The 21,069-nt window shown below is 36.8% G+C and carries 21 protein-coding genes and 1 tRNA gene; 6 read left to right on the top strand and 16 right to left on the bottom strand.

Going from position 1 to position 21,069, the window contains the following annotated elements; translation table 11 throughout:
- Nucleotides 1-210: 210 nt before the first annotated feature.
- Nucleotides 211-840 carry an endonuclease III gene (gene nth, locus OCF96_RS05770; protein ID WP_261121847.1) on the bottom strand — a complete coding sequence of 210 codons (630 nt, stop codon included), beginning with the start codon at nt 838-840 and terminating at the stop codon, nt 211-213.
- Nucleotides 840-1,382, bottom strand: a complete 543-nt coding sequence (locus OCF96_RS05765) for a YceD family protein (RefSeq protein ID WP_261446659.1) — start codon at nt 1,380-1,382, stop codon at nt 840-842. Before OCF96_RS05765 ends, nth begins: the two co-directional genes overlap by 1 nt.
- A gap of 168 nt (nt 1,383-1,550) precedes the next feature.
- On the opposite strand from OCF96_RS05765, the gene OCF96_RS05760 reads away from it, so the two are divergent.
- Together OCF96_RS05760 and OCF96_RS05755 are read left to right on the top strand one after the other, a co-directional pair.
- Nucleotides 1,551-1,880, top strand: coding sequence for a helicase BlpT (locus tag OCF96_RS05760; RefSeq protein ID WP_075825837.1), 330 nt, complete (start codon nt 1,551-1,553; stop codon nt 1,878-1,880).
- Nucleotides 1,881-2,309: 429 nt separating this feature from the next.
- A complete protein-coding gene (locus OCF96_RS05755; protein ID WP_261446658.1) occupies nt 2,310-3,836 on the top strand; it encodes an ATP-binding cassette domain-containing protein in 1,527 nt (508 codons plus the stop codon).
- A 44-nt stretch (nt 3,837-3,880) separates the two neighbouring features.
- Here OCF96_RS05755 and htpX read toward each other — a convergent pair whose 3' ends face one another.
- Both htpX and OCF96_RS05745 read right to left on the bottom strand, forming a co-directional pair.
- Entirely contained in the window at nt 3,881-4,780 is a 900-nt protein-coding gene (gene htpX, locus OCF96_RS05750) for a zinc metalloprotease HtpX (RefSeq protein WP_049502233.1), read from the bottom strand.
- 1 nt (nt 4,781) lies between these two features.
- The gene (locus tag OCF96_RS05745; protein ID WP_000219846.1) at nt 4,782-5,342 is read right to left on the bottom strand and encodes a LemA family protein; all 561 of its coding nucleotides are present in this window, start codon (nt 5,340-5,342) and stop codon (nt 4,782-4,784) included.
- Nucleotides 5,343-5,435: 93 nt separating this feature from the next.
- On the opposite strand from OCF96_RS05745, the gene rsmG reads away from it, so the two are divergent.
- Nucleotides 5,436-6,149, top strand: coding sequence for a 16S rRNA (guanine(527)-N(7))-methyltransferase RsmG (rsmG, locus tag OCF96_RS05740; RefSeq protein ID WP_261446657.1), 714 nt, complete (start codon nt 5,436-5,438; stop codon nt 6,147-6,149).
- A gap of 252 nt (nt 6,150-6,401) precedes the next feature.
- A complete protein-coding gene (locus tag OCF96_RS05735; RefSeq protein ID WP_031237775.1) occupies nt 6,402-7,685 on the top strand; it encodes a uracil-xanthine permease family protein in 1,284 nt (427 codons plus the stop codon).
- A 95-nt stretch (nt 7,686-7,780) separates the two neighbouring features.
- Here OCF96_RS05735 and ffh read toward each other — a convergent pair whose 3' ends face one another.
- From ffh to OCF96_RS05720, 3 genes are all read right to left on the bottom strand, one after another.
- Complete coding sequence (gene ffh, locus OCF96_RS05730; RefSeq protein WP_261446656.1) at nt 7,781-9,352, bottom strand: signal recognition particle protein; 1,572 nt, start codon at nt 9,350-9,352, stop codon at nt 7,781-7,783.
- 11 nt (nt 9,353-9,363) lie between these two features.
- Nucleotides 9,364-9,696 (bottom strand): putative DNA-binding protein, encoded by a 333-nt coding sequence (locus OCF96_RS05725; protein WP_000402071.1) that lies wholly within the window; start codon nt 9,694-9,696, stop codon nt 9,364-9,366.
- Between the two features lie 90 nt (nt 9,697-9,786).
- A complete protein-coding gene (locus OCF96_RS05720) occupies nt 9,787-10,164 on the bottom strand; it encodes a YwiB family protein (protein ID WP_223330726.1) in 378 nt (125 codons plus the stop codon).
- A gap of 71 nt (nt 10,165-10,235) precedes the next feature.
- On the opposite strand from OCF96_RS05720, the gene OCF96_RS05715 reads away from it, so the two are divergent.
- The gene (locus OCF96_RS05715; RefSeq protein WP_261446655.1) at nt 10,236-11,540 is read left to right on the top strand and encodes an HD domain-containing protein; all 1,305 of its coding nucleotides are present in this window, start codon (nt 10,236-10,238) and stop codon (nt 11,538-11,540) included.
- 12 nt (nt 11,541-11,552) lie between these two features.
- A complete protein-coding gene (gene yidA, locus OCF96_RS05710; RefSeq protein WP_136936990.1) occupies nt 11,553-12,359 on the top strand; it encodes a sugar-phosphatase in 807 nt (268 codons plus the stop codon).
- A gap of 438 nt (nt 12,360-12,797) precedes the next feature.
- Here yidA and OCF96_RS05705 read toward each other — a convergent pair whose 3' ends face one another.
- The 9 genes from OCF96_RS05705 to OCF96_RS05665 form a co-directional block, all read right to left on the bottom strand.
- Nucleotides 12,798-13,355: a CYTH domain-containing protein gene (locus tag OCF96_RS05705; protein ID WP_261446654.1), complete on the bottom strand. Its 558-nt coding sequence runs from the start codon at nt 13,353-13,355 to the stop codon at nt 12,798-12,800.
- A gap of 233 nt (nt 13,356-13,588) precedes the next feature.
- Entirely contained in the window at nt 13,589-14,455 is an 867-nt protein-coding gene (locus tag OCF96_RS05700) for a helix-turn-helix domain-containing protein (protein ID WP_136936992.1), read from the bottom strand.
- A gap of 480 nt (nt 14,456-14,935) precedes the next feature.
- A complete protein-coding gene (locus OCF96_RS05695) occupies nt 14,936-15,160 on the bottom strand; it encodes a zinc-ribbon domain-containing protein (RefSeq protein WP_136937075.1) in 225 nt (74 codons plus the stop codon).
- A 267-nt stretch (nt 15,161-15,427) separates the two neighbouring features.
- A complete protein-coding gene (locus tag OCF96_RS05690; protein WP_136936993.1) occupies nt 15,428-16,909 on the bottom strand; it encodes an LA2681 family HEPN domain-containing protein in 1,482 nt (493 codons plus the stop codon).
- Nucleotides 16,896-17,918: a hypothetical protein gene (locus OCF96_RS05685; RefSeq protein ID WP_136936994.1), complete on the bottom strand. Its 1,023-nt coding sequence runs from the start codon at nt 17,916-17,918 to the stop codon at nt 16,896-16,898. The genes OCF96_RS05690 and OCF96_RS05685 overlap by 14 nt, the downstream gene beginning before the upstream one ends.
- Before the next feature lie 727 nt (nt 17,919-18,645).
- A tRNA-Arg gene (locus tag OCF96_RS05680) sits at nt 18,646-18,717 on the bottom strand.
- Between the two features lie 42 nt (nt 18,718-18,759).
- Nucleotides 18,760-19,107: a 50S ribosomal protein L19 gene (rplS, locus tag OCF96_RS05675; RefSeq protein WP_001068669.1), complete on the bottom strand. Its 348-nt coding sequence runs from the start codon at nt 19,105-19,107 to the stop codon at nt 18,760-18,762.
- A gap of 378 nt (nt 19,108-19,485) precedes the next feature.
- Nucleotides 19,486-20,853: an ISLre2 family transposase gene (locus tag OCF96_RS05670; RefSeq protein ID WP_261446653.1), complete on the bottom strand. Its 1,368-nt coding sequence runs from the start codon at nt 20,851-20,853 to the stop codon at nt 19,486-19,488.
- A 134-nt stretch (nt 20,854-20,987) separates the two neighbouring features.
- A partial coding sequence (locus OCF96_RS05665; protein ID WP_155169774.1) for an IS3 family transposase occupies nt 20,988-21,069 on the bottom strand: 82 nt, incomplete at its 5' end.

Here is a 21,069-nt window from a genome sequence, read left to right as displayed (position 1 = left end):
GACAAACCTCCAAAAAGAAAAGTCTCCTTAAACAAGGAGACTTGAAATGTATAGCCAAGCGAGCCCTACTGCAAACAGTATAGACTTCACCCTTCTACTTTATCGCGCTCCTTGCCTGCCTCACGGGACAGGTTTAAAGGAATATTTAGTTACCAAATACTATAGCACAAAGCAGGCCTAAAATCAAGCAAAAACTTTTGATGATCCATCTTATAAATTGCTAAAGTCATATAACTGTGGGTACTGGTCACACTCTGGATTTTTAGGATGACAAATGGCTCGTCCAAAATAAATCATAGCCTGATGAGCTGCTAACCACTGCTCAGGCGGCAAGATATCCATGACACGCTTTTCCACCTCAAGAGGTGTCGCTGATTTTTTGACAATATCGTGGTGTTTACAAATACGCTCCACATGAGTATCCACTGCAAAAGCTGGAATTCCAAAACCCACACTCATGATAACATTGGCTGTCTTGCGACCAACACCTGCCAAACTCTCCAATTCTTCACGTGTCTGAGGGACTTGACCATCAAAATCGTCTAGTAGCTGTTGGGCACATTTTTTAAGGAATTTAGCCTTATTTCGATACAGACCCAGACGAGAAATGTGTGAGGCAATCTCATTCTCTGTCGCAACAGACATGGCTTGTGGAGTTGGAAAGGCAGCAAAGAGACCTGGTGTGACCTTATTTACCGCTGCATCCGTTGTCTGAGCTGATAACATGACCGCAACCAAGAGTTCAAAATGATTGGTAAAATCAAGACTGGGCTTGGCATCTGGAAACAGAGCAATGATTTCTTCTAGCACTTTTCGTGCTCGTTTTTTTGATAAAACCATTATTCGTCTCCATCAAATAGTCCTTGTAAGCCAGCAAAAGGACTGTTTTCTTCTTTCTTAACTGCCTGTTGGGCTTGGTATTCTTCCTCTGTCATGATTTGCCAGTCATTTCCTGACACAAAACCTTTACCAGCTTCTTCTTCAGCCGTCAAAACCTTAATAGGAATGTTTAGTAGGATATTGTCTGACACGCTCTCAGCAAGGTCAAGTTCCCCATTTTCGATAGGCAAGACCAAATCATCATCTAACACTTCTTGATCTAGCTGGTTAGTTGCGCCTTCCATGAAAACTTCCGTGACTGGATAAGATTCAGCTAACTCAACTGGCTCCATACTACGACTTGAAGCAAGAACAATGGTATAAGATAGTTGATAATCTAAGAAATACATACGGTCTTCGTACTGTACTTTCCCAACTGCAAGGATATCTTTTACATCTAAAATTTCTTGATTACGTGCACGCAGGTCTACGGATAGGACTAACGTTTGTTCAAAATGCAAGCCTTTAGACTGCTTACGAATTTCTTGAATATTTAATTTCATACTTCCTCCATAAAGATTTACTCTTTTGATTATACCATGAAAAGGCTACAAATCAGCCCACCAAACTTTGTAATTAACATTCGAGTTTTTAACATATTTACTATGACATTTTTGTTTTTTAGTGTTATACTATAGGCAATAATACATCAGAGCAAGGAGGATGCTCACATGGAAGACAAAGAACTCATTACTAATGCAACCCAACTCCTATCCGAGTTAAATAAAAGTTTCCAAAGCTGCAAACAGGGTAGGGCAGATGATATTCGACTACAAGAGCTACTAAACACTACTATGCAAGAGCTCAAAAAAGCGGAAAAGTTGAACAACAGTATCTTAATAGACCTTGAGAAATTTTACCAACGTACCAGTCTTCTGATTGGTCTCGGTAGCCTAAAACTGAATGATCAAGCACGCACCGCTTGGCGCAACTATGACAAGTTCCATTATGAGCATGTCAAACACGTACTAACTCTCTATGGACCTGTTTTCGGATTTTAGAGATTAGAATTGTCAGTTTTCTGTTGACAAAATATCCTGAAAGGTATAGGATAGAGGTACTAATACTCGGAGGTAAGGGAGACATGAACAACTAAGTCTATCAAATAAAGAACCTTTATTTAGTAGATCTTGTTTTTGTCTCTTTTTGTGTGCTCTTTTATGCTCTTTTTCTGGCATTTTATACTCAATGAAAATCAAAGAGCAAACTAGGAAGCTAGCCACAAGCTGCTCAAAACACTGTTTTGAGGTTGTAGATAAGACTGACGAAGTCAGTCACATATATACGGTAAGGCGACGCTGACGTGGTTTGAAGAGATTTTCGAAGAGTATTAATAGAGTTTTTTTGACATAAACTTTGGCTCTACTAGGTAAAGTAGAGCTTTTTGTTATGCACTATGGACATTCTAGAAAGGGCAATCAGGCAATGATATGATAAAAATCAATCACCTGACCATCACACAAAACAAAGATTTACGAGACCTTGTCTCAGACTTAAACATGACTATCCAAGACGGGGAAAAGGTAGCTATTATTGGCGAAGAAGGAAATGGCAAATCAACCTTACTTAAAACTTTAATGGGGGAATATTTGTCTGATTTCACTATCAAGGGAGACATCCAGTCTGACTATCAGTCACTGGCCTATATTCCTCAAAAACTTCCCGAGGAGCTGAAAAAGAAAAGTCTACACGACTACTTCTTTTTAGATACTATTGATTTAGATTACAGTGTCCTCTATCGTTTGGCTGAGGAATTGCATTTTGATAGCAATCGTTTCGCTAGCAACCAAGAGATTGGCAGTCTATCAGGGGGCGAAGCTTTGAAAATTCAGCTCATCCATGAATTAGCCAAACCCTTTGAGATTTTATTTTTAGATGAATCTTCAAATGACCTAGACCTTGAGACGGTTGATTGGCTAAAAGGTAAGATTCGCAAGATTAGGCAAACTGTTATTTTTATTTCCCATGATGAAGACTTTCTTTCTCAAACGGCAGACACTATTGTTCACTTGCGACTGGTCAAGCACCGAAAAGAAGCGGAAACGCTAGTCGAGCATTTAGACTATGATCGCTATAGTGAGCAGAGAAAGGCTAGTTTTGCAAGACAAAGTCAGCAAGCTGCTAACGACCAGAGAGCCTATGACAAAACCATGGAAAAACATCGCCGAGTCAAGCAAAATGTAGAAACTGCCCTTCGAGCTACCAAAGACAGTACTGCCGGTCGCCTATTGGCTAAAAAGATGAAAACTGTCCTCTCTCAAGAAAAACGCTACGAAAGGGCAACTCAATCCATGATCCAAAAGCCACTTGACGAGGAAGAAATCAGACTTTTCTTCTCAGATATACAGCCATTACCAGCTTCTAAAGTCTTAATCCAACTGGAGAAAGAGATTTTGTCCATTGGTGAGCGAGTTTTGGCTCAAGGACTTCAACTAACTGTCCGTGGCCAAGAAAAAATCGGTATCATCGGGCCAAATGGTATTGGAAAATCAACTCTATTAGCCAATTTACAACAACTACTAGGTGATAAACGAGAGATTTCTCTTGGTGTTATGCCACAAGATTATCACAAGAAACTGCAATTGGATTTATCCCCAATAACCTATCTCAGCCAATCTGGAGAAAAAGAGGAACTACAGAAAATCCAATCTCACTTAGCCAGTCTCAATTTCAGTTATCCAGAAATGCAACATCAAATTCGCTCCTTATCTGGCGGGCAACAGGGTAAACTCCTGCTTTTGGATTTAGTCCTGCGCAAACCAAACTTTCTCCTTCTGGATGAACCCACACGAAACTTTTCTCCCACTTCTCAACCCGAAATCAGAAAACTCTTTGCCACTTATCCAGGCGGTCTCGTCACTGTTTCGCATGACCGTCGTTTCTTAAAAGAGGTCTGTTCGACCATCTATCGCTTGACAGATCATGGTTTGGAGATAGTTAATTTAGAAGATTTATAAACTTTGAACATAGCAAAAATCCAGAGACAACCTCTGGATTCTTTTTACATATGTTTTAAACGTTCAATCCGTTCTGAAATAGGTGGGTGGGTATAAAAGAGTTTTTGGAACCCTCCACCTTTCTTAGGATCATTGATATAAAGTGCACTGCTGGCATCATCGACAGGACGACTCATCGGTTTACTATTATCTAACTTACGTAGAGCATTAATCATCCCTTGAGGATTGCGAGTCAACTCAACACTAGAAGCATCAGCTAGGAATTCCCTCTGACGAGAAATAGCTAGTTGCACCAAGGTTGCAGCGAGAGGGGCCAGTACAATAGCTAGTAGTGAGACCACTAGCATAATGATTTCAAGACCATTTCCATCTCGGTCATCGTCACTTCGTCTGCGACCTGATCCACCCCACCACATCATACGACCTGCCATACTAGAAAGCATGGTGATAGCACTAGCAAGGGCAACAGCAATAGTCGAAATGCGGATATCGTAATTACGAATATGACTGACTTCATGTCCCATAACAGCTTCTAGTTCTTCACGATTCATGATAGCTAGGAGACCTGACGTCGCAGCAACCGCCGCATTTTGAGGGTTAGAACCTGTCGCAAAGGCATTTAAGGCTGGATCATCAATGATGAAAATACGAGGCATAGGAATCTGAGCCACCATAGCCATATCTTCCACTACATGGTAGAGGTCTGGTGCCGTTTGCTCATCCACCTCACGCGCCCCATTCATGGACATGACGATCTCTGTCGATTGAAAAATCATGGACAAGGCATAGATAAAGCCGATAATCAGTGCGATAACCAAACCACCAAGCCCAGATCGCATAAAGAGGTAGCCAACCGCATAGCCAACAAGAGCTAAGAGTAGGAAAAATACCAGCAACAAAATCCACGTTTTTCGTTTATTGCTTGCAATTTGATCAAACAACATCTTAGTCACCTAAACCGCTAAAATCAACTTTAGGAACTGCCTTTTCCTCTTCTGGTGTTTGAAGGAAATCTGCTGCTTTAAATCCAAACATCCCAGCGATAATATTGCTTGGGAAAGTTTCTAATTTTACATTGTAGTTGCTGACAACACTGTTGTAGAGTTGACGAGAGTAAGAAATTTTATTTTCTGTATTTGTCAACTCCTCTTGCAATTTAACAAAGTTTGCACTAGCTTTCAAATCTGGATAGCTTTCTGCAACTGCAAAAATACCTGAAACCTGACGAGTAAGTGCATCACTAGCTTTCATAGCTTCTGCTGGTGAAGTCGCTGCCGCCACTTGGTTACGTAGTTCTGCCACCTTTTCAAGGGTAGAACCTTCATATTTGGCATAACCTTTTACAGTCTCAATCAAGTTTGGCAAGAGATCATTTCGACGTTTCAACTGAACATCAATCTGACTCCAAGCCTCCTTTGTTTGCATACGATTCTTAACCAAACCGTTATAGCTAACAATCACAAAAATAACAACAAGAGCCAAAACTCCAAGAATAATCCAAGTCATTATATAAGTCCTTTCTACTTTTAGATTAGTACCAGTATATCAAATTTTTAATGATTGTGGTAAAATAAGATGATACTAAAGAAGGAAATAACTATGAAACCAGAAACATTTTACAACTTGCTTGCCGAGCAGAATCTTCCACTTTCGGACCAGCAAAAAAAACAATTTGATCGTTATTTTGAACTCTTGGTCGAGTGGAATGAAAAGATTAATTTGACGGCTATTACAGACAAGGATGAAGTTTATCTCAAGCATTTTTACGATTCGATTGCACCTATTCTGCAAGGCTTGATTCCCAATGAAACTATCAAACTTCTTGACATCGGTGCTGGGGCAGGATTTCCTAGTTTACCAATGAAAATCCTCTATCCTCAGTTAGATGTGACCATCATTGATTCACTCAATAAGCGCATCAACTTCCTCCAACTTTTGGCTCAAGAACTGGATTTGGACGATGTTCATTTCTACCATGGACGTGCAGAAGACTTGGCCCAAGACAAAAACTTCCGTGCTCACTATGATTTTGTAACGGCTCGTGCGGTTGCCCGTATGCAAGTCCTATCTGAATTAACTATTCCCTACCTTAAAGTTGGCGGAAAACTATTGGCACTCAAGGCTAGCAATGCGCCTGAGGAATTATTAGAAGCTAAGAATGCCCTCAACCTCCTTTTTAGTAAAGTAGAAGACAATCTCAGCTACGCTCTACCTAATGGAGATTCGCGTTATATCTCAGTGGTAGAAAAGAAAAAAGAAACACCAAATAAATATCCAAGAAAGGCTGGCATGCCCAACAAACGCCCACTTTAAATTTTTTAGTAAAAAATGTTTACAAAGTTAGCCTCGCTCTTTTATTTTTAGGCTCGGGAAAAAATGATTTACAAAATCATTTTTTTCTGCTATACTATCCTAAGCAAAGGTTTTTAATGTCATCCCGTGAGGTGACGAAGACGCAGAAATACTTGAAACTCTTTAAAGTCTAGATTTTAGAGAAGTCTTACTCTGAGGGCCTATTGCTGTAAAATAATGGGCTCTTTTTTGATGCCCAAAAGTGAGGTTTATATGAAACAAGAATCAACTGTTGATTTGTTACTAGACGTTGACCAACGTCCTTCGGCTGGAAAAGGAATTCTCCTTAGTTTCCAACACGTTTTCGCCATGTTTGGGGCGACCATATTGGTACCATTGATTTTGGGAATGCCTGTATCTGTTGCTCTTTTTGCTTCAGGTGTCGGGACACTCATCTATATGATTTCAACTGGTTTTAAAGTTCCCGTTTATCTAGGTTCTTCATTTGCCTTTATCACAGCAATGTCACTGGCTATGAAAGAAATGGGTGGTGATGTATCTGCTGCTCAAACAGGGGTTATCTTGACTGGTTTAGTCTATGTCCTTGTGGCTGCAAGTGTTCGTTTTGCGGGTACAAAGTGGATTGATAAACTCTTGCCACCAATCATCATCGGACCTATGATCATCGTTATCGGTCTTGGACTTGCAGGTTCAGCAGTCACTAACGCTGGTCTTGTAGCTGATGGAAATTGGAAAAATGCTCTTGTAGCAGTTGTTACTTTCTTGATTGCTGCCTTTATCAATACAAAAGGCAAAGGCTTCCTACGAATCATTCCATTCCTCTTTGCCATTATCGGTGGTTACCTCTTCGCACTAACCCTTGGCTTGGTTGACTTTACACCAGTTCTTAAAGCCAACTGGTTCGAAATTCCTGGTTTCTACTTGCCATTTAGCACAGGTGGTGCCTTTAAAGAATACAATCTTTACTTCGGTCCAGAAACTATCGCTATCTTGCCAATCGCTATCGTAACAATCTCTGAACACATCGGAGACCATACTGTTTTGGGTCAAATCTGTGGCCGTCAATTCTTGAAAGAACCAGGTCTTCACCGTACTCTTCTTGGTGACGGTATCGCAACTTCTGTTTCTGCCTTTCTTGGTGGACCAGCCAATACCACTTACGGAGAAAATACAGGGGTTATCGGTATGACTCGTATCGCTTCTGTCTCAGTTATCCGTAACGCTGCCTTTATCGCGATTGCCCTTAGCTTCCTTGGTAAATTCACAGCCTTGATTTCAACTATTCCAAACGCTGTACTTGGTGGTATGTCAATCCTTCTCTATGGGGTTATCGCCAGCAACGGTTTGAAAGTCTTGATCAAAGAACGTGTTGATTTCGCTCAAATGCGTAACCTCATCATCGCAAGTGCTATGTTGGTCCTTGGACTTGGAGGAGCTATCCTTAAACTCGGTCCAGTTACGCTTTCAGGTACTGCCTTATCAGCCATGACAGGAATTATTTTGAACTTAATCTTGCCATACGAAAATAAAGACTAAGAATCTAAACACATCAAAAAACGAGCATTTCCAATTACGGAAGTGCTCGTTTTTCTTCTTTCTAAAAAAGGAAAGCCCTGCGGCCTTCCTTTGTCTTACTTACGTTTCTTCTTCGCTTTCTTCATTTTATTAGCCATGCGTTTCATGGACTGTTTCATAGCAAATTCACCGATTTTACCTTTGAGTCCGCCACCAAATATCTGGCTCATATCTGGCATTCCTGCTCCTCCGAGAGCTGACAAGTCAGGCATCCCACCTTGTCCCATCATTCCTTCAAGGGCAGACATATCCATTCCTCCCATATTTGGCATATTTTTAGGAAGGTTGTTTGGATTGATCCCCATTTGCTTCATCATCTTGTTCATATCCCCAGACATAACTCCTTGCATGAGTTGTTTAGCCTGGTTAAAGTCTTTGATGAATTTATTAACTTCGACGAAGGTATTTCCAGAACCTGCAGCGATACGACGACGACGACTTGGATTTAATAAATCTGGATTTTCACGTTCTTCAGGTGTCATTGAAGACACAATGGCACGTTTGCGCGCAATCTGGCGCTCATCCACTTTCATGTTTTGAAGGGCTGGATTGTTGGCCATGCCTGGAATCATCTTGAGCAAGTCTTCCATCGGCCCCATGTTTTGCACCTGATCCAACTGATCGATGAAATCATTGAAATCAAAGGTGTTTTCACGCATCTTCTCAGCCATTTCAAGGGCTTTTTGCTCATCGTATTCTTGAGAAGCTTTCTCAATCAAAGTGAGCATATCCCCCATGCCAAGGATACGGCTAGACATACGGTCTGGGTGGAAGGTTTCAATGTCCGTAATCTTTTCACCCGTACCAGTGAACTTGATTGGTTTTCCAGTAATGTGGCGAACAGATAGAGCCGCACCACCACGAGTATCCCCATCAATCTTGGTAAGGATAACCCCAGTCACTTCTAACTGAGCATTAAACTCACGCGCAACATTGGCCGCTTCTTGACCAATCATGGCATCAACGACGAGCAAAATTTCATTTGGTTGAGCCAATGCTTTCACGTCACGAAGCTCATTCATGAGAAGCTCATCAATCTGCAAACGACCTGCCGTATCAATCAAGACATAGTCATTATGATTGGCTTGGGCTTGTTCCAAACCCTGACGTACAATCTCAACAGCTGGTACTTCTGTTCCAAGTGCAAATACAGGCACATCAATCTGTTGTCCCAGTGTCTTCAGCTGATCAATAGCCGCAGGACGATAAATATCCGCCGCAATCATCAAAGGACGGGCATTTTCTTCCTTCTTGAGTTTGTTGGCCAATTTACCGGCAAAGGTTGTTTTACCAGCCCCCTGCAAACCGACCATCATGATGATGGTTGGAATCTTAGGTGACTTGATAATCTCAGCCGTATCAGAACCCAAAACAGCCGTCAATTCCTCATCAACGATTTTGATGATCTGTTGCGCAGGATTAAGGGTATCAATGATCTCATGCCCGACTGCACGCTCACGAACTTTCTTGATAAAGTCCTTTACAACAGGCAAGGCAACGTCGGCCTCAAGCAAGGCCAAGCGAATTTCTTTGGTTGCCTCTTGAACATCAGATTCAGAGATTTTTCCTTTTTTACGTAGATTTTTAAAGACGTTCTGCAAACGTTCTGTTAAACTTTCAAATGCCATTCTTCTTCCTCTTATTCTCTATTATCAATGCTTGTTAAAATTTCTATCTGCTCCTGCAGAAAGTTATCCTTGGGATAGCGCTCCAAAATCTGGTCAAAAATCTGACTTCGGACAATGTAGTCCGAGTACATGTGCAATTTCATCTCATAATCTTCCAGAATCTTTTCTGTCCGCTTGATATTATCATAGACAGCCTGACGACTGACACCAAACTCCTCGGCAATCTCAGCAAGGCTGTAATCATCAGCGTAGTAGAGTTCGATATAATTCATTTGCTTATCTGTCAAAAGCGCCGCATAAAATTCAAAGAGCGCATTCATACGATTGGTTTTTTCAATTTCCATAACTTTTATTATACCAAAAATTAGCCTAATCTACCACATTAGCAGGCTAATCCGAGAAGATAGCCAGGTAAATTTGAAAAAGACATGAGCCTAGCCCCAAGTAATTTCCAATTGATAGCTGGCAAAGGGATGTCCCTCTTGATTTTGTAGTTGATAATCTAGCTCAATCTTTTGCCCATCAACTTGATAATGAGTCGTTTGGATGATAAACTCCTGCATGCCCATAGGTGTGGGAATATAGGCTAAACTATCACTATCCTTTAAAAAGCGCATAATGGTCTTGGGATTGGAAAAACGGCTCATCACAAGTTCTTGACCATGAAATTTAATAACCACTTTTTCCTTTTCCTCATTATAGAAAAGCAGGTAGCTATAATCTCCTTTTTCATGCACTTCCACGTCATAAAGCTGGTCAATCACTTCCAACTGCTCATCAAACTGAATCGTATTTCGCATCCGAATCTTCACATCAAGTCCTCTTTCTTGTCTCTTGTCCTACTATTTTACCAAAAACTCTACCTTTTTGCTATAATGGTCATATGAACGAAAAAGTATTCCGTGACCCAGTTCACAACTACATCCATGTCAATAATCAGATCATCTATGACTTGATTAATACAAAAGAATTTCAACGCTTGCGCCGGATCAAGCAACTGGGAACTTCCAGTTATACCTTCCACGGTGGAGAACACAGCCGCTTCTCCCACTGTCTAGGAGTCTATGAGATTGCACGACGTATCACAGAAATTTTTGAAGAAAAATATCCTGAGGAATGGAATCCTGCTGAGTCTCTCTTGACTATGACAGCTGCTCTCCTACATGACCTTGGGCATGGTGCCTACTCCCATACTTTTGAACATCTCTTTGATACAGACCATGAAGCCATCACTCAGGAGATTATCCAAAGTCCTGAGACAGAGATTCACCAAGTCCTGCTACAAGTGGCGCCAGATTTTCCAGAAAAGGTAGCCAGTGTCATCGAACATACCTATCCTAACAAGCAGGTCGTGCAACTCATTTCTAGTCAGATTGATGCAGACCGCATGGACTATCTCTTGCGCGACTCCTATTTTACTGGAGCATCCTATGGGGAATTTGACCTGACTCGAATCCTCCGAGTCATTCGTCCTGTCGAAAATGGTATCGCCTTTCAGCGCAATGGCATGCACGCCATAGAAGACTATGTTCTTAGTCGCTACCAAATGTATATGCAGGTTTATTTCCACCCTGCAACACGCGCCATGGAAGTTCTCCTACAGAACCTTCTAAAGCGCGCCAAGGAACTCTATCCTAAAGATAAAGATTTCTTTGCACGAACTTCTCCACATCTCCTGCCTTTCTTTGAAAAAAATGTGACCTTGTCTGACTATCTGGCTCTAGATGATGGTGTGATGAATACCTACTTCCAGCTCTGGATGACCAGTCCTGATAAGATTCTTGCAGACCTGTCGCAACGCTTTGTCAACCGCAAGGTCTTTAAATCCATTACCTTTTCACAAGAAGATCAAAACCAGCTCGCCAGCATGAGAAAATTGGTTGAGGACATCGGCTTTGATCCTGACTACTATACTGCCATTCATAAGAACTTCGACCTCCCTTATGATATCTATCGTCCCGAATCTGAAAATCCACGTACACAGATTGAAATTTTACAAAAAAATGGAGAACTGGCCGAACTCTCTAGCCTGTCTCCTATCGTCCAATCCCTTGCTGGCAGTCGCCACGGAGATAATCGTTTTTATTTCCCGAAAGAAATGTTGGACCAAAACAGTATCTTTGCTAGCATTACCCAGCAATTTTTACACTTGATTGAAAACGATCATTTTACCCCAAATAAAAACTAGAAGAGGAAATTTATGAGTATTAAACTAATCGCTGTCGATATCGACGGAACCCTAGTCAATAGCCAAAAGGAAATCACTCCTGAAGTCTTTTCTGCCATCCAAGATGCCAAAGAAGCTGGTGTCAAAGTCGTCATTGCAACTGGCCGCCCTATCGCAGGTGTTGCCAAACTTCTGGACGACTTGCAGTTGAGAGACGAGGGTGATTATGTGGTGACCTTCAATGGTGCCCTTGTCCAAGAAACTGCTACAGGGCATGAGATTATCAGCGAATCCTTGACTTATGAGGATTATCTTGATATGGAATTTCTCAGTCGTAAGCTCGGTGTCCACATGCACGCCATTACCAAGGACGGCATCTACACAGCCAATCGCAATATCGGAAAATACACTGTGCACGAATCAACCCTCGTCAGCATGCCTATCTTCTACCGCACACCTGAAGAAATGGCTGGCAAGGAAATTGTCAAATGTATGTTCATCGATGAAGCAGAGATTCTGGATGCTGCCATTGAAAAGATACCAGCGGAATTTTACGAACGCTACTCTATCAACAAGTCTGCTCCTTTCTACCTCGAACTCCTTAAAAAGAATGTAGATAAGGGGTCAGCTATTACCCACCTAGCTGAAAAACTAGGATTGACCAAAGATCAAACCATGGCTATCGGTGACGAAGAAAATGACCGTGCCATGCTGGAAGTCGTTGGTAACCCTGTTGTCATGGAAAACGGAAATCCAGAAATCAAAAAAATCGCCAAATACATCACCAAATCTAACGATGAATCCGGCGTTGCCCATGCTATTCGAACGTGGGTACTATAAAATAATTTGAATGTAAAAAAGCACTCCAGAAGTTATAGATAATGTACTGCCCCCAAAAGTTAGACAGAAAAATCTTACTTTTGGGGGCAGTTTAATATTCAGTATTTTTGGTTTCTAGTTCTATTCCCTTAATAATTATTAAATCTGAAAAAGGTAGTACATTATGTAAAACCTTTTTCATTTTTTTATTTCACTACGAATTAATATTATTTTTTCTAATGATAATTAATCCACTCAAAATTGAATAACAAATTCCAAAAAATATCCAATTTTCTACTATTCCACTCACCATAATGACAAGTGGGATGGTTGCCATTGATATATTCAACAATATAAAGGCATCCTTCTTATTCAAAAAAGTAGAAAGAAAGGTAACTGCTATCAAACTTCCAAATCCAGCAATTGAGTAAACAATTCCAACAAGACTATTTGATAATTTTAATTACGTCCATTTTTTTCTCTCATTAGTTGGACATAGCCCTTTGTTTCTATTTTTGAATTTAAAAACGAGAACTCTCCGCACATTTTATCATAAAAATTATTATAATCTTCTTTTGAAAAATCTCCTAAAATCTCTATTTCAAGATAAAATCCAAGACCATCAATCTTATCTAGATTGATCGTTTTATTTTCTAATGCATCATGATAAGTCTTTCTATGTTTACTTATTGTGAAAATATTTGAAAATCCATCTTGTAAGATATTTCTTACAAATTCTAATTTTTTAGATTCTAGCTCTATTTCACTTTCACTCCACATTCCTTGTTTTATCGTATCTTTTCTTGTAAAAACACATGCTTTATTATCATCTTCTTGGCGAATTCTGTAGATAAAGCTACCTACCTCATCATTTTCAAATTCTCTTCCTTTTGTTTTAAAATATTTATCAACTTGCTTATTTTCATTCTTAAATTTATAAGATTTTTCTAAATATGAAATAGCATTAGTATAATCTTTCTCATCGTTGAGTTCAAATCTAACTTCTAATTCATTCATTAATTTTACCTCTCAATTCTTCAAAGGCTGAAGTCTCTTTACATTCACTCAGTCTATAGTAAGTTTCTGTAGATGTTTTATGGACAAAAAGCCTAATATTTTCTTGCAGTCATTTTAGCACTTCAATATAATAATGTCAAGATTTTTGATAATATTTTTTATTTATTTTTATTAAATACATATTTGTATTATTTTGGATTAAAAAAACGATGCTTAAGTGAACATCGTCTTTACTATTCTGTTATATCTGCAATGTAATGCTCGATTTTAAGAGCCATTGACATATTTCCCTCAAGCTTATATAGGAAATAAGCCGTTTCAAAGTACTCTTTTACTGCAACTTTAGAAGAAAAATTCTTACTGACATTTCCCATCAATACATACAAATCAGCCAAAAGATATGTTGTTCTATACGTCTTACACTGCTTTATCGTATCTGTGATTTTAGTAATAGCCTCTTCAGTATTATTCTGCAACCATAGGTAGCGACAAACATTATAATTAAATTTAATAGAAAGGTTTAATTCTTCGATTGTGTTTAACTTGAGTTGATTTACTTGATACTCTAACTTTTCTCTAATTTCATTAAAACTTTCTAAATCTTCAATATCATAATAAAAATTGAATAGAGTATTTGCAACTTGAAGGTAGGTCAAGTCAGTTACACTTAACTGATACAGTACCTTCTCCAATCTTGCCACAGCCTCCTCTTTTTGCCCATAGAAATAAAAATCTATAAGAGATTTTATCCACTCCATATAAAACTTATCTACTAAAGACAAACGATGTACCTTTACACTCTCTAGTTCATATATATATTTCAAAGACTCATAATTTCGATTTGTGATAAAAGTCTGGGCTAACTTCTTAAACTCTGATAGCTCATCAATCTCCTCTCCAATCTGCTCATTAAAAAAATAATCTATACTAACTTTTAACTTCTTAGACAGAGCATATAAAAAGTCCGCTCCTGGAGTAAATTCTCCATTCTCCAATCGACTAATCTGTCCCTGTTTACATATCCCCTCAGCCAATTCTCGCTGAGACATTTTTAATTCTTTTCGTCTATTTTTTAATCTTGTTGCTAACAGTGTGCCCACGTCTGCATTTTCCTTTTCAATTTGATATCAATTTCAATTGTAACATGATTAAATTTTAAATACAAATTAATAAACCAAAAGATACAAATTATATATAAACAATGACTAAATAGGTTATTTTTGAAAACCTATCATTTCTTCTTTTGAAATTTTCTTACTCAAACGATTGATAAAACTATTAACGTTAAATGTACTAGATGTTAGACTATCACGTTTAGATTTTGATATTGATAGATTTAACAGACCAGAAATAGTCTTTTACAACATATCAAATTCAGGGGAATAATAAAGATTTATAACTAAAAAAATTTTTTGGAACAAAAATAGCTAAAGATGTACATTATCAAAGTGAAAACTGGAAATTTTTTCAATTGTACATAATCCAAAAATGTACTTTTTAAAATAAAATTTTTGACATATCAAAGCGTTTTTATGTAGCTGCTATGCTCGTCGAAATTGACCTAAACTGAAAAAACCAAGCTACATTTTAGCAACTTGGTCTCCCAAAATCTTCTTGAAAGGCACGAAATGTTTCCTTTTTCTTCTTCGACCCTTGCAAATTAAACATGGTTCTTTATGACGTTTCTCAAATAAAGCTCTATTATATAAGGACATCTTGTACCTATGTTTATCATTATTTATGCAGGTCCACCACACATTGTTCCGACTCTTTTCACTGACTTCACTAGGGTTAGATAATAGAATATTATTTAAGTAATCCCATTCGTGAACTTAAGATTGGCTGAGTAACATCAAATGAGTTGTATCCTGGTAATACTTTTCGTCCAAAACAGTAAGGACAGCAATCATCATTCTCATCACACAAATTTATCACCTAATTAAAAGTCTATTATCTGTATACTACAATAACTCTGTCTATAAAACAACGGGTTTTAAGCAACTTTTAAGTTGATTAGTTCAATGAATTTAGACTATTGCTTTTTATAACGACTATAAATTGTATGCTCAATGCTATAATTTGTCTTCAGAATCTACTTCTTCATAATTTATCGGAATTAAAGCAACTTCACTGCTTAGAGTAGATTGTTTTTCATTTTCACTTATTTGAATGGCATTTTTGAGTGAAAAAATAACTTCTCTTACAAGATTTAATAAATCTAATGTACACTCTTGCAATTCAAATTCAGTTAGATACAATCTACTTTCGTTATTATCTACACTTCCATCAAAAAAATTCAATGTGATATTAGTAAACCTATGCTCTAAATAATTTCTAATAGTTTTTAATCGCTTTGAGTGTGGATTTGCTGTCAAAGAATTATTACCATTATCAAAATCTTTCGATATCCAAAATATAGATGATAGACCAATATTCTTATCCAACAACTTATCTAAATTGCTATCTGTTCTCCAAATTGAATGAAAATTTACTTGTCGAGTCTCAATTTTTAAAGAATAATATTCATTTATAAACATTCCTACTTTATCTAATAATGAATATAGTGTTTTAAAAGCTGCTTTTAATCCTTCTACTCGGATAGAATATTGTACGTATTCTAGACCATCAATAAGATTAACATTCTCGTCAGCATAATGAACCGAATCAATCTCAATGCTATTAAAACAGAGATAACGCGCATAAACATATTCTTGCTTAATTTGATTAAACATAGAAATATATTTGTTTAAATCTTTATCCGATTGAAATAATAAACTTGGTAGTAAAAGATTATCATCATATCTATTTATATCGTCAGCTTGTAAGTCATTAAGTGGATTAAGATACAGCCCGTTGTTCCAACACCATTCGCGATACTTTTGTGAATTAGGATTATAATCGATGGTTTTACAAGAGCATTCATCTAAGTCTTTATAATTAAGATATTGTTCGTAAAGTTCAATAAATCGCTTTTCTGCATAATCAACTCTGTTTGGATCTGAAACAGTTATGCTTGTTTCTATTAAATTTTTAATTTTTTTAATAAAGTGGAGGTGTTCGTTATCATTCAAAAAATTACGATAATGATCTAGACAAATAGCCAAGTTACCACTAGCCATTGTGAATCTTGGATTGATTTGTATACATTTACAATACATCTTAATAGCTAACTGCTTTCTACCACAAGCATCTAATAAATTTGCGTAATTAGTGTAAAGTGAACATAATAATGGGAAAACAAACCTACTGTTCTCAGAATTTATATCAACGTTATTTGAAATTTCGATAGCTTTTCTAAAGTAATAAATTTGTTGAACTGTAAAATCGGTATCTATGTTGAAAACTAAGTTATCACTTAGTTCAAATATATCAGCGTATGCTGTCCCAATAGAATAAAATAATTGAATTTTGGAAATATCATCAATAGTATTTTCCATATTTTTTCCAAATTCTATTAGTCTATAGATTTCCTCTATATTTTTATGTTTAAAAGCATTATCGAAATCCATTGACAATTTAAGTACACTATGATTAATTGGATTATTTGTTAACATCTTCATCCCAAACTAAATATTTCGATTTTAAATTTGATTTTCCTTTATTTTCCTGTTCTTCAACTAACATATCAGATAAAAACTCTTTTATCATGTCCCAATTAAAATTCTCTTTAAATCCTCTACTACCATCAGAAGGAACATTTAATGAAAATGTTGCAAATACGGTTTCACAAGTTCTTCTTGGAAATTTTGCTAAGTAAGAATCAAAAAATGAATTTGAATACCTATAATGATGACTATGAATAAAGTCTTTCCATGTATTTAGCATAGTCGCTTCGTCTACAATATCTATTACAGAAACTTCTTCAAGTGGTCGGTCTTCAATATTTCCCCATGCTTTTTTCATTAAATTAACAGCATCTACATCACTTTTAGGAGCACTGTATCCAAAAATAGTTAACATATATGAATGATCGATAAAGTAATCTAATCCTTTCCAACACCAATTTATGTAGCCGTCGGAAGAATATTCTTTATTTTTCACTGGATACAATAATTTTGTTGGATAAAATTTATTATGACATGTTGAGCAGTAGCAATCTACTCCTCCAAACTCAATATGTTCTTCACAAAACCCAACAGCTACATTACCATGTAAACAAAGAATTTGTGGCAAGTTCAGAGTAATTTTTGAGCAGCGAATATAAGCCTGTATAAGTAAAGGGTCCCAATTAAACGTAGCTATACAATCTTTATTAGTTAAACTTAATATTAAGAAATCATAAATTGTTGGTTCATCAGGTAACTCCAAAGAAGCAAAATAATCATAGAGCCTTTTTTCTAGTTTTCTAACGATTTCGGAGCACTCTTCTCTCTTAAATAATTCTGAATAGATATCCTCTAAATTTTCGCTCTTTGTCTGTAATTCAACACCAGCAAGAATTTCTTCTAAATTTAGTTTTTTTAGCAATCCATTCATAACTGAAGAACTTTTGCCATTTTTATCACCATCTGGAATTGCTGCAATAGTAGCACCAGCGCCTAGAATAACTGTATGTGATCTCATGTCATTTCTCCTGAAAGTCTTTTGACACTATTATACCACTACATCTACTTTATTTATGCTTCAATACTATTATTATAACCATAAATATTTTAAACAAAAATGTACAATTGAACCACCACTTCTTCTACACCTATTAGAGTAAAAAGGTACAAATCAATTTCTTAGATTGGATAATATTATGTACTAGAAAACATACAAAACACCACTCCAGAATAATGTATAAAACAAAAATAAAGTACACTTTTTAAAGAATGTACTTTGTGCTTCTAATTCAGTTGTATCAATGGTTTAGCTCTAGTTTAGTCAATTGTACATAAATTTTTAGTTTTCGATTTTCCCCATTTTTTAGGCTCTCTATTTCATAACAATCAATTCATTTTATCACATACCTTAGCCCGAAAAATCCACACCCAATCTTTTTGAAAGGTGTTTAAAGTTTTTTACTTGCTTTCTAAGTTCATAAAGCTGAACCTTAACCTCATTTGTCCAATTCCATAATAAAAATAAGGACATTCTAACAAAGGAAGTCCTTATTTTTTAACTAATAGATGTCAAAGTTACTTTGCTGATCCACTTTATCTGTACTCATTCATCAAAATATAACTTTTGCTCAAAATTTGGTCAAAAAAGACAAAAAATACTAAATTATTTTTAAAAATGAACTTGTGATAATTGCCTTCAAATAAACATTTTGAATTTTCTTTGTCTTTCTTTACATTTCTAAAAATGCCCCCTGCCGGAATCGAACCAGCAACTACTCCTTAGGAGGGAGTTGTTATATCCATTGAACTAAGGGAGCTAGATAAAAACTCTGCTGAAAAAGCAGAGTTTTTTAGTCGAATTAACGACGGATTTCTTTGATACGAGCTGCTTTACCTTGAAGAGCACGCAAGTAGTACAATTTCGCACGACGTACTTTACCGTAACGAACAACTTCGATTTTTTCAACACGTGGAGTGTGGATTGGGAAGATACGCTCAACACCCACACCGTTAGAGATTTTACGAACTGTGTAGTTTTCTGAGATACCAGCACCTTTACGTGCGATAACAACACCTTCAAAAATCTGGATACGTTCACGGTTACCTTCGACAACTTTCGCGTGTACACGAACAGTGTCACCAGGACGGAATGATGGGATATCTGTACGAAGTTGACCTTCAGTCAAGCTTTGGATTAATGGATTCATTTTATTCTCCTATCTTTGTCAATCTTGAGGAATCTTCCTCAGCGGATAAACTGTATTTTTGTGCGTCCATTACACACAAGATACAGTTTACCAAATTTCCATAAAAAAGTAAAGAAATTTATAGCAGAAGTTTGTGTCTATTCTTTTGAGGTAGTAAAAAAATACATCAAAAACGGAATGTAAAAACAAGGCTAAACAATTTACTTGCTCAGCCTTGACATCTACTAAAATTTCTGATAGTATTAATCTTACTGATAAACAAGCACCAATTGTTTATCTTTATGAGAGGTACGTTGCTGCGTGCCTCTTTTTTTATTGATAAGATTATTATACAATATTTATTACTATAAGTCAAGAGTTTACTGACTCCATGGCATCTTATTTATTGATTTTTTTCCCTGCAAAACGTTGTTTGTCTCGCTGTTTTCGACCCTTCCAAGAAGCATTTACAATAGTTCCTAAACTCCTTGGGGCTTGATCGATCTTTTTGCGTACTTTTGCACTGCTCATTCCTTCTGAGTGGTATTTTTCATATTCATTTCTCCAATTACCAAAAAATAAATCTCGGAGTTCTTGATTGTAAGACAACAAAATAAGATGGGACATAGCATCTGCATGATTTAATGACCAATACATTCCTCTATTTTTCATCCGATAACTGATTTTCCGATGCTGGCTTTCCATAATTCCTAAACTTGCTGTATCTAGATTCCTCTGCTCAGGAGGTTGCGTATATTTAAAATTTCCAAGGATTCTATTCTTAAAAACCTTAAATGTATCAATCTTCTTTTCGTTCTGATTAAGTAGGACAAATGATTCTAGTGTATCAATAGCTGTTTTCAATTTCTGCTTGCAATGACTGTCTATGGCTTTCATAAATTGATCTAGTAGCTCTACTGAATACGGCTTGACCAACTTTTTTATTTCTTTGTTCAGATGGTATCGATCCCAAAAATGTTGATGATGTTTAATTCCTAGATCATGTGATATCTCTTTAAATAAATGTGGAGTATAACCGTGGCCCATATCTGAATTTGTCACAAGTAGAGTATCTGACGTAATTTTAAAATGATTATAAATATAATCTACTACTCTTTTTCTTGCTATTCGATTATTGGGAGACACAATTTCCACCTTATCTTTTAAAATTTTCCTCTTTCCATACTCCTCCGTTCCGGTATGAATGACAAAATGAGATAATTCTTTATTCTGTTGTTCTTTTTCTCTTCCACTGACCTTTATCCAAACACCATCTCCTTCAAGATAAATGACAGGTGCCTCAATTTTCTTGACAACTACCTCATCACTATAGTAACGATAATCTTCTTTTTCATTTAATAACTGACTTGCTAGTTTAATTGCTTTTAACACTGTGTCTTTAGTAATATAAACCTGGTACATCAGTTCAATAACTTCTACAACTTTTCTATACGGTAACATTGTAGCTAGTTTAGTGATTTGATACAGCAGTTCTTTGGAATAGGCAATACGTTTCTCCAAACCTAACTTCTCATCTACTGGAATCCTACATTTCCCATTCTTATACCAGCGCCTTCTTGAAAAAGTTACCTGGCCAAACGTAAAAGTAACGGTTCTCTCAGCATAGTTTACAAATTTGTAGCCTCTAGCTCTCATTGTGGGAGCAATATAGTTGTCATAATCACTTACAAATTTATGAAATCCTTGTAGATTTTTCTCTTTAAATTTCTCTACAAATTCTCTTTCATCAATAATTTTTGTATCCAAATTAAAAACACTCCCAACTAAAATCATAATAAAAAAGTATAAAGATTTTAGTTCAAGAGTTCAAATGTTTTTTGTCAGCAAAGATAAAAACCTTCCCTATAAGTGTACTGACCCCAAAAAGTTAGACAATTAATTTATGCGAAGGATTTAGTTCTGTATTGCACAGGACTGAGTCCTTTTAGTTTTACCTTAATTCGTTTATTGTTGTAGTAATCA

The organism is Streptococcus mitis, assembly GCF_946190065.1.
Classification (GTDB): Bacteria; Bacillota; Bacilli; order Lactobacillales; family Streptococcaceae; genus Streptococcus; species Streptococcus mitis_DE.
The sequence above is the reverse complement of the archived record's forward strand: the minus strand, read 5'-3'. Positions and strand labels throughout refer to the sequence as shown.

Bases quoted from the DNA above. Each gene is read 5' to 3' on its own strand.
- OCF96_RS05755 (WP_261446658.1), top strand. From the start codon at position 2,310: ATGATAAAAATCAATCACCTGACCATCACACAAAACAAAGATTTACGA.
- OCF96_RS05705 (WP_261446654.1), bottom strand. From the start codon at position 13,355: ATGAATGAATTAGAAGTTAGATTTGAACTCAACGATGAGAAAGATTAT.
- rplS (WP_001068669.1), bottom strand. From the start codon at position 19,107: ATGAATCCATTAATCCAAAGCTTGACTGAAGGTCAACTTCGTACAGAT.
- OCF96_RS05715 (WP_261446655.1), top strand. From the start codon at position 10,236: ATGAACGAAAAAGTATTCCGTGACCCAGTTCACAACTACATCCATGTC.
- ffh (WP_261446656.1), bottom strand. From the start codon at position 9,352: ATGGCATTTGAAAGTTTAACAGAACGTTTGCAGAACGTCTTTAAAAAT.
- OCF96_RS05760 (WP_075825837.1), top strand. From the start codon at position 1,551: ATGGAAGACAAAGAACTCATTACTAATGCAACCCAACTCCTATCCGAG.
- OCF96_RS05690 (WP_136936993.1), bottom strand. From the start codon at position 16,909: ATGTTAACAAATAATCCAATTAATCATAGTGTACTTAAATTGTCAATG.
- OCF96_RS05735 (WP_031237775.1), top strand. From the start codon at position 6,402: ATGAAACAAGAATCAACTGTTGATTTGTTACTAGACGTTGACCAACGT.
- OCF96_RS05725 (WP_000402071.1), bottom strand. From the start codon at position 9,696: ATGGAAATTGAAAAAACCAATCGTATGAATGCGCTCTTTGAATTTTAT.
- rsmG (WP_261446657.1), top strand. From the start codon at position 5,436: ATGAAACCAGAAACATTTTACAACTTGCTTGCCGAGCAGAATCTTCCA.
- OCF96_RS05745 (WP_000219846.1), bottom strand. From the start codon at position 5,342: ATGACTTGGATTATTCTTGGAGTTTTGGCTCTTGTTGTTATTTTTGTG.
- nth (WP_261121847.1), bottom strand. From the start codon at position 840: ATGGTTTTATCAAAAAAACGAGCACGAAAAGTGCTAGAAGAAATCATT.
- OCF96_RS05685 (WP_136936994.1), bottom strand. From the start codon at position 17,918: ATGAGATCACATACAGTTATTCTAGGCGCTGGTGCTACTATTGCAGCA.
- yidA (WP_136936990.1), top strand. From the start codon at position 11,553: ATGAGTATTAAACTAATCGCTGTCGATATCGACGGAACCCTAGTCAAT.
- htpX (WP_049502233.1), bottom strand. From the start codon at position 4,780: ATGTTGTTTGATCAAATTGCAAGCAATAAACGAAAAACGTGGATTTTG.
- OCF96_RS05765 (WP_261446659.1), bottom strand. From the start codon at position 1,382: ATGAAATTAAATATTCAAGAAATTCGTAAGCAGTCTAAAGGCTTGCAT.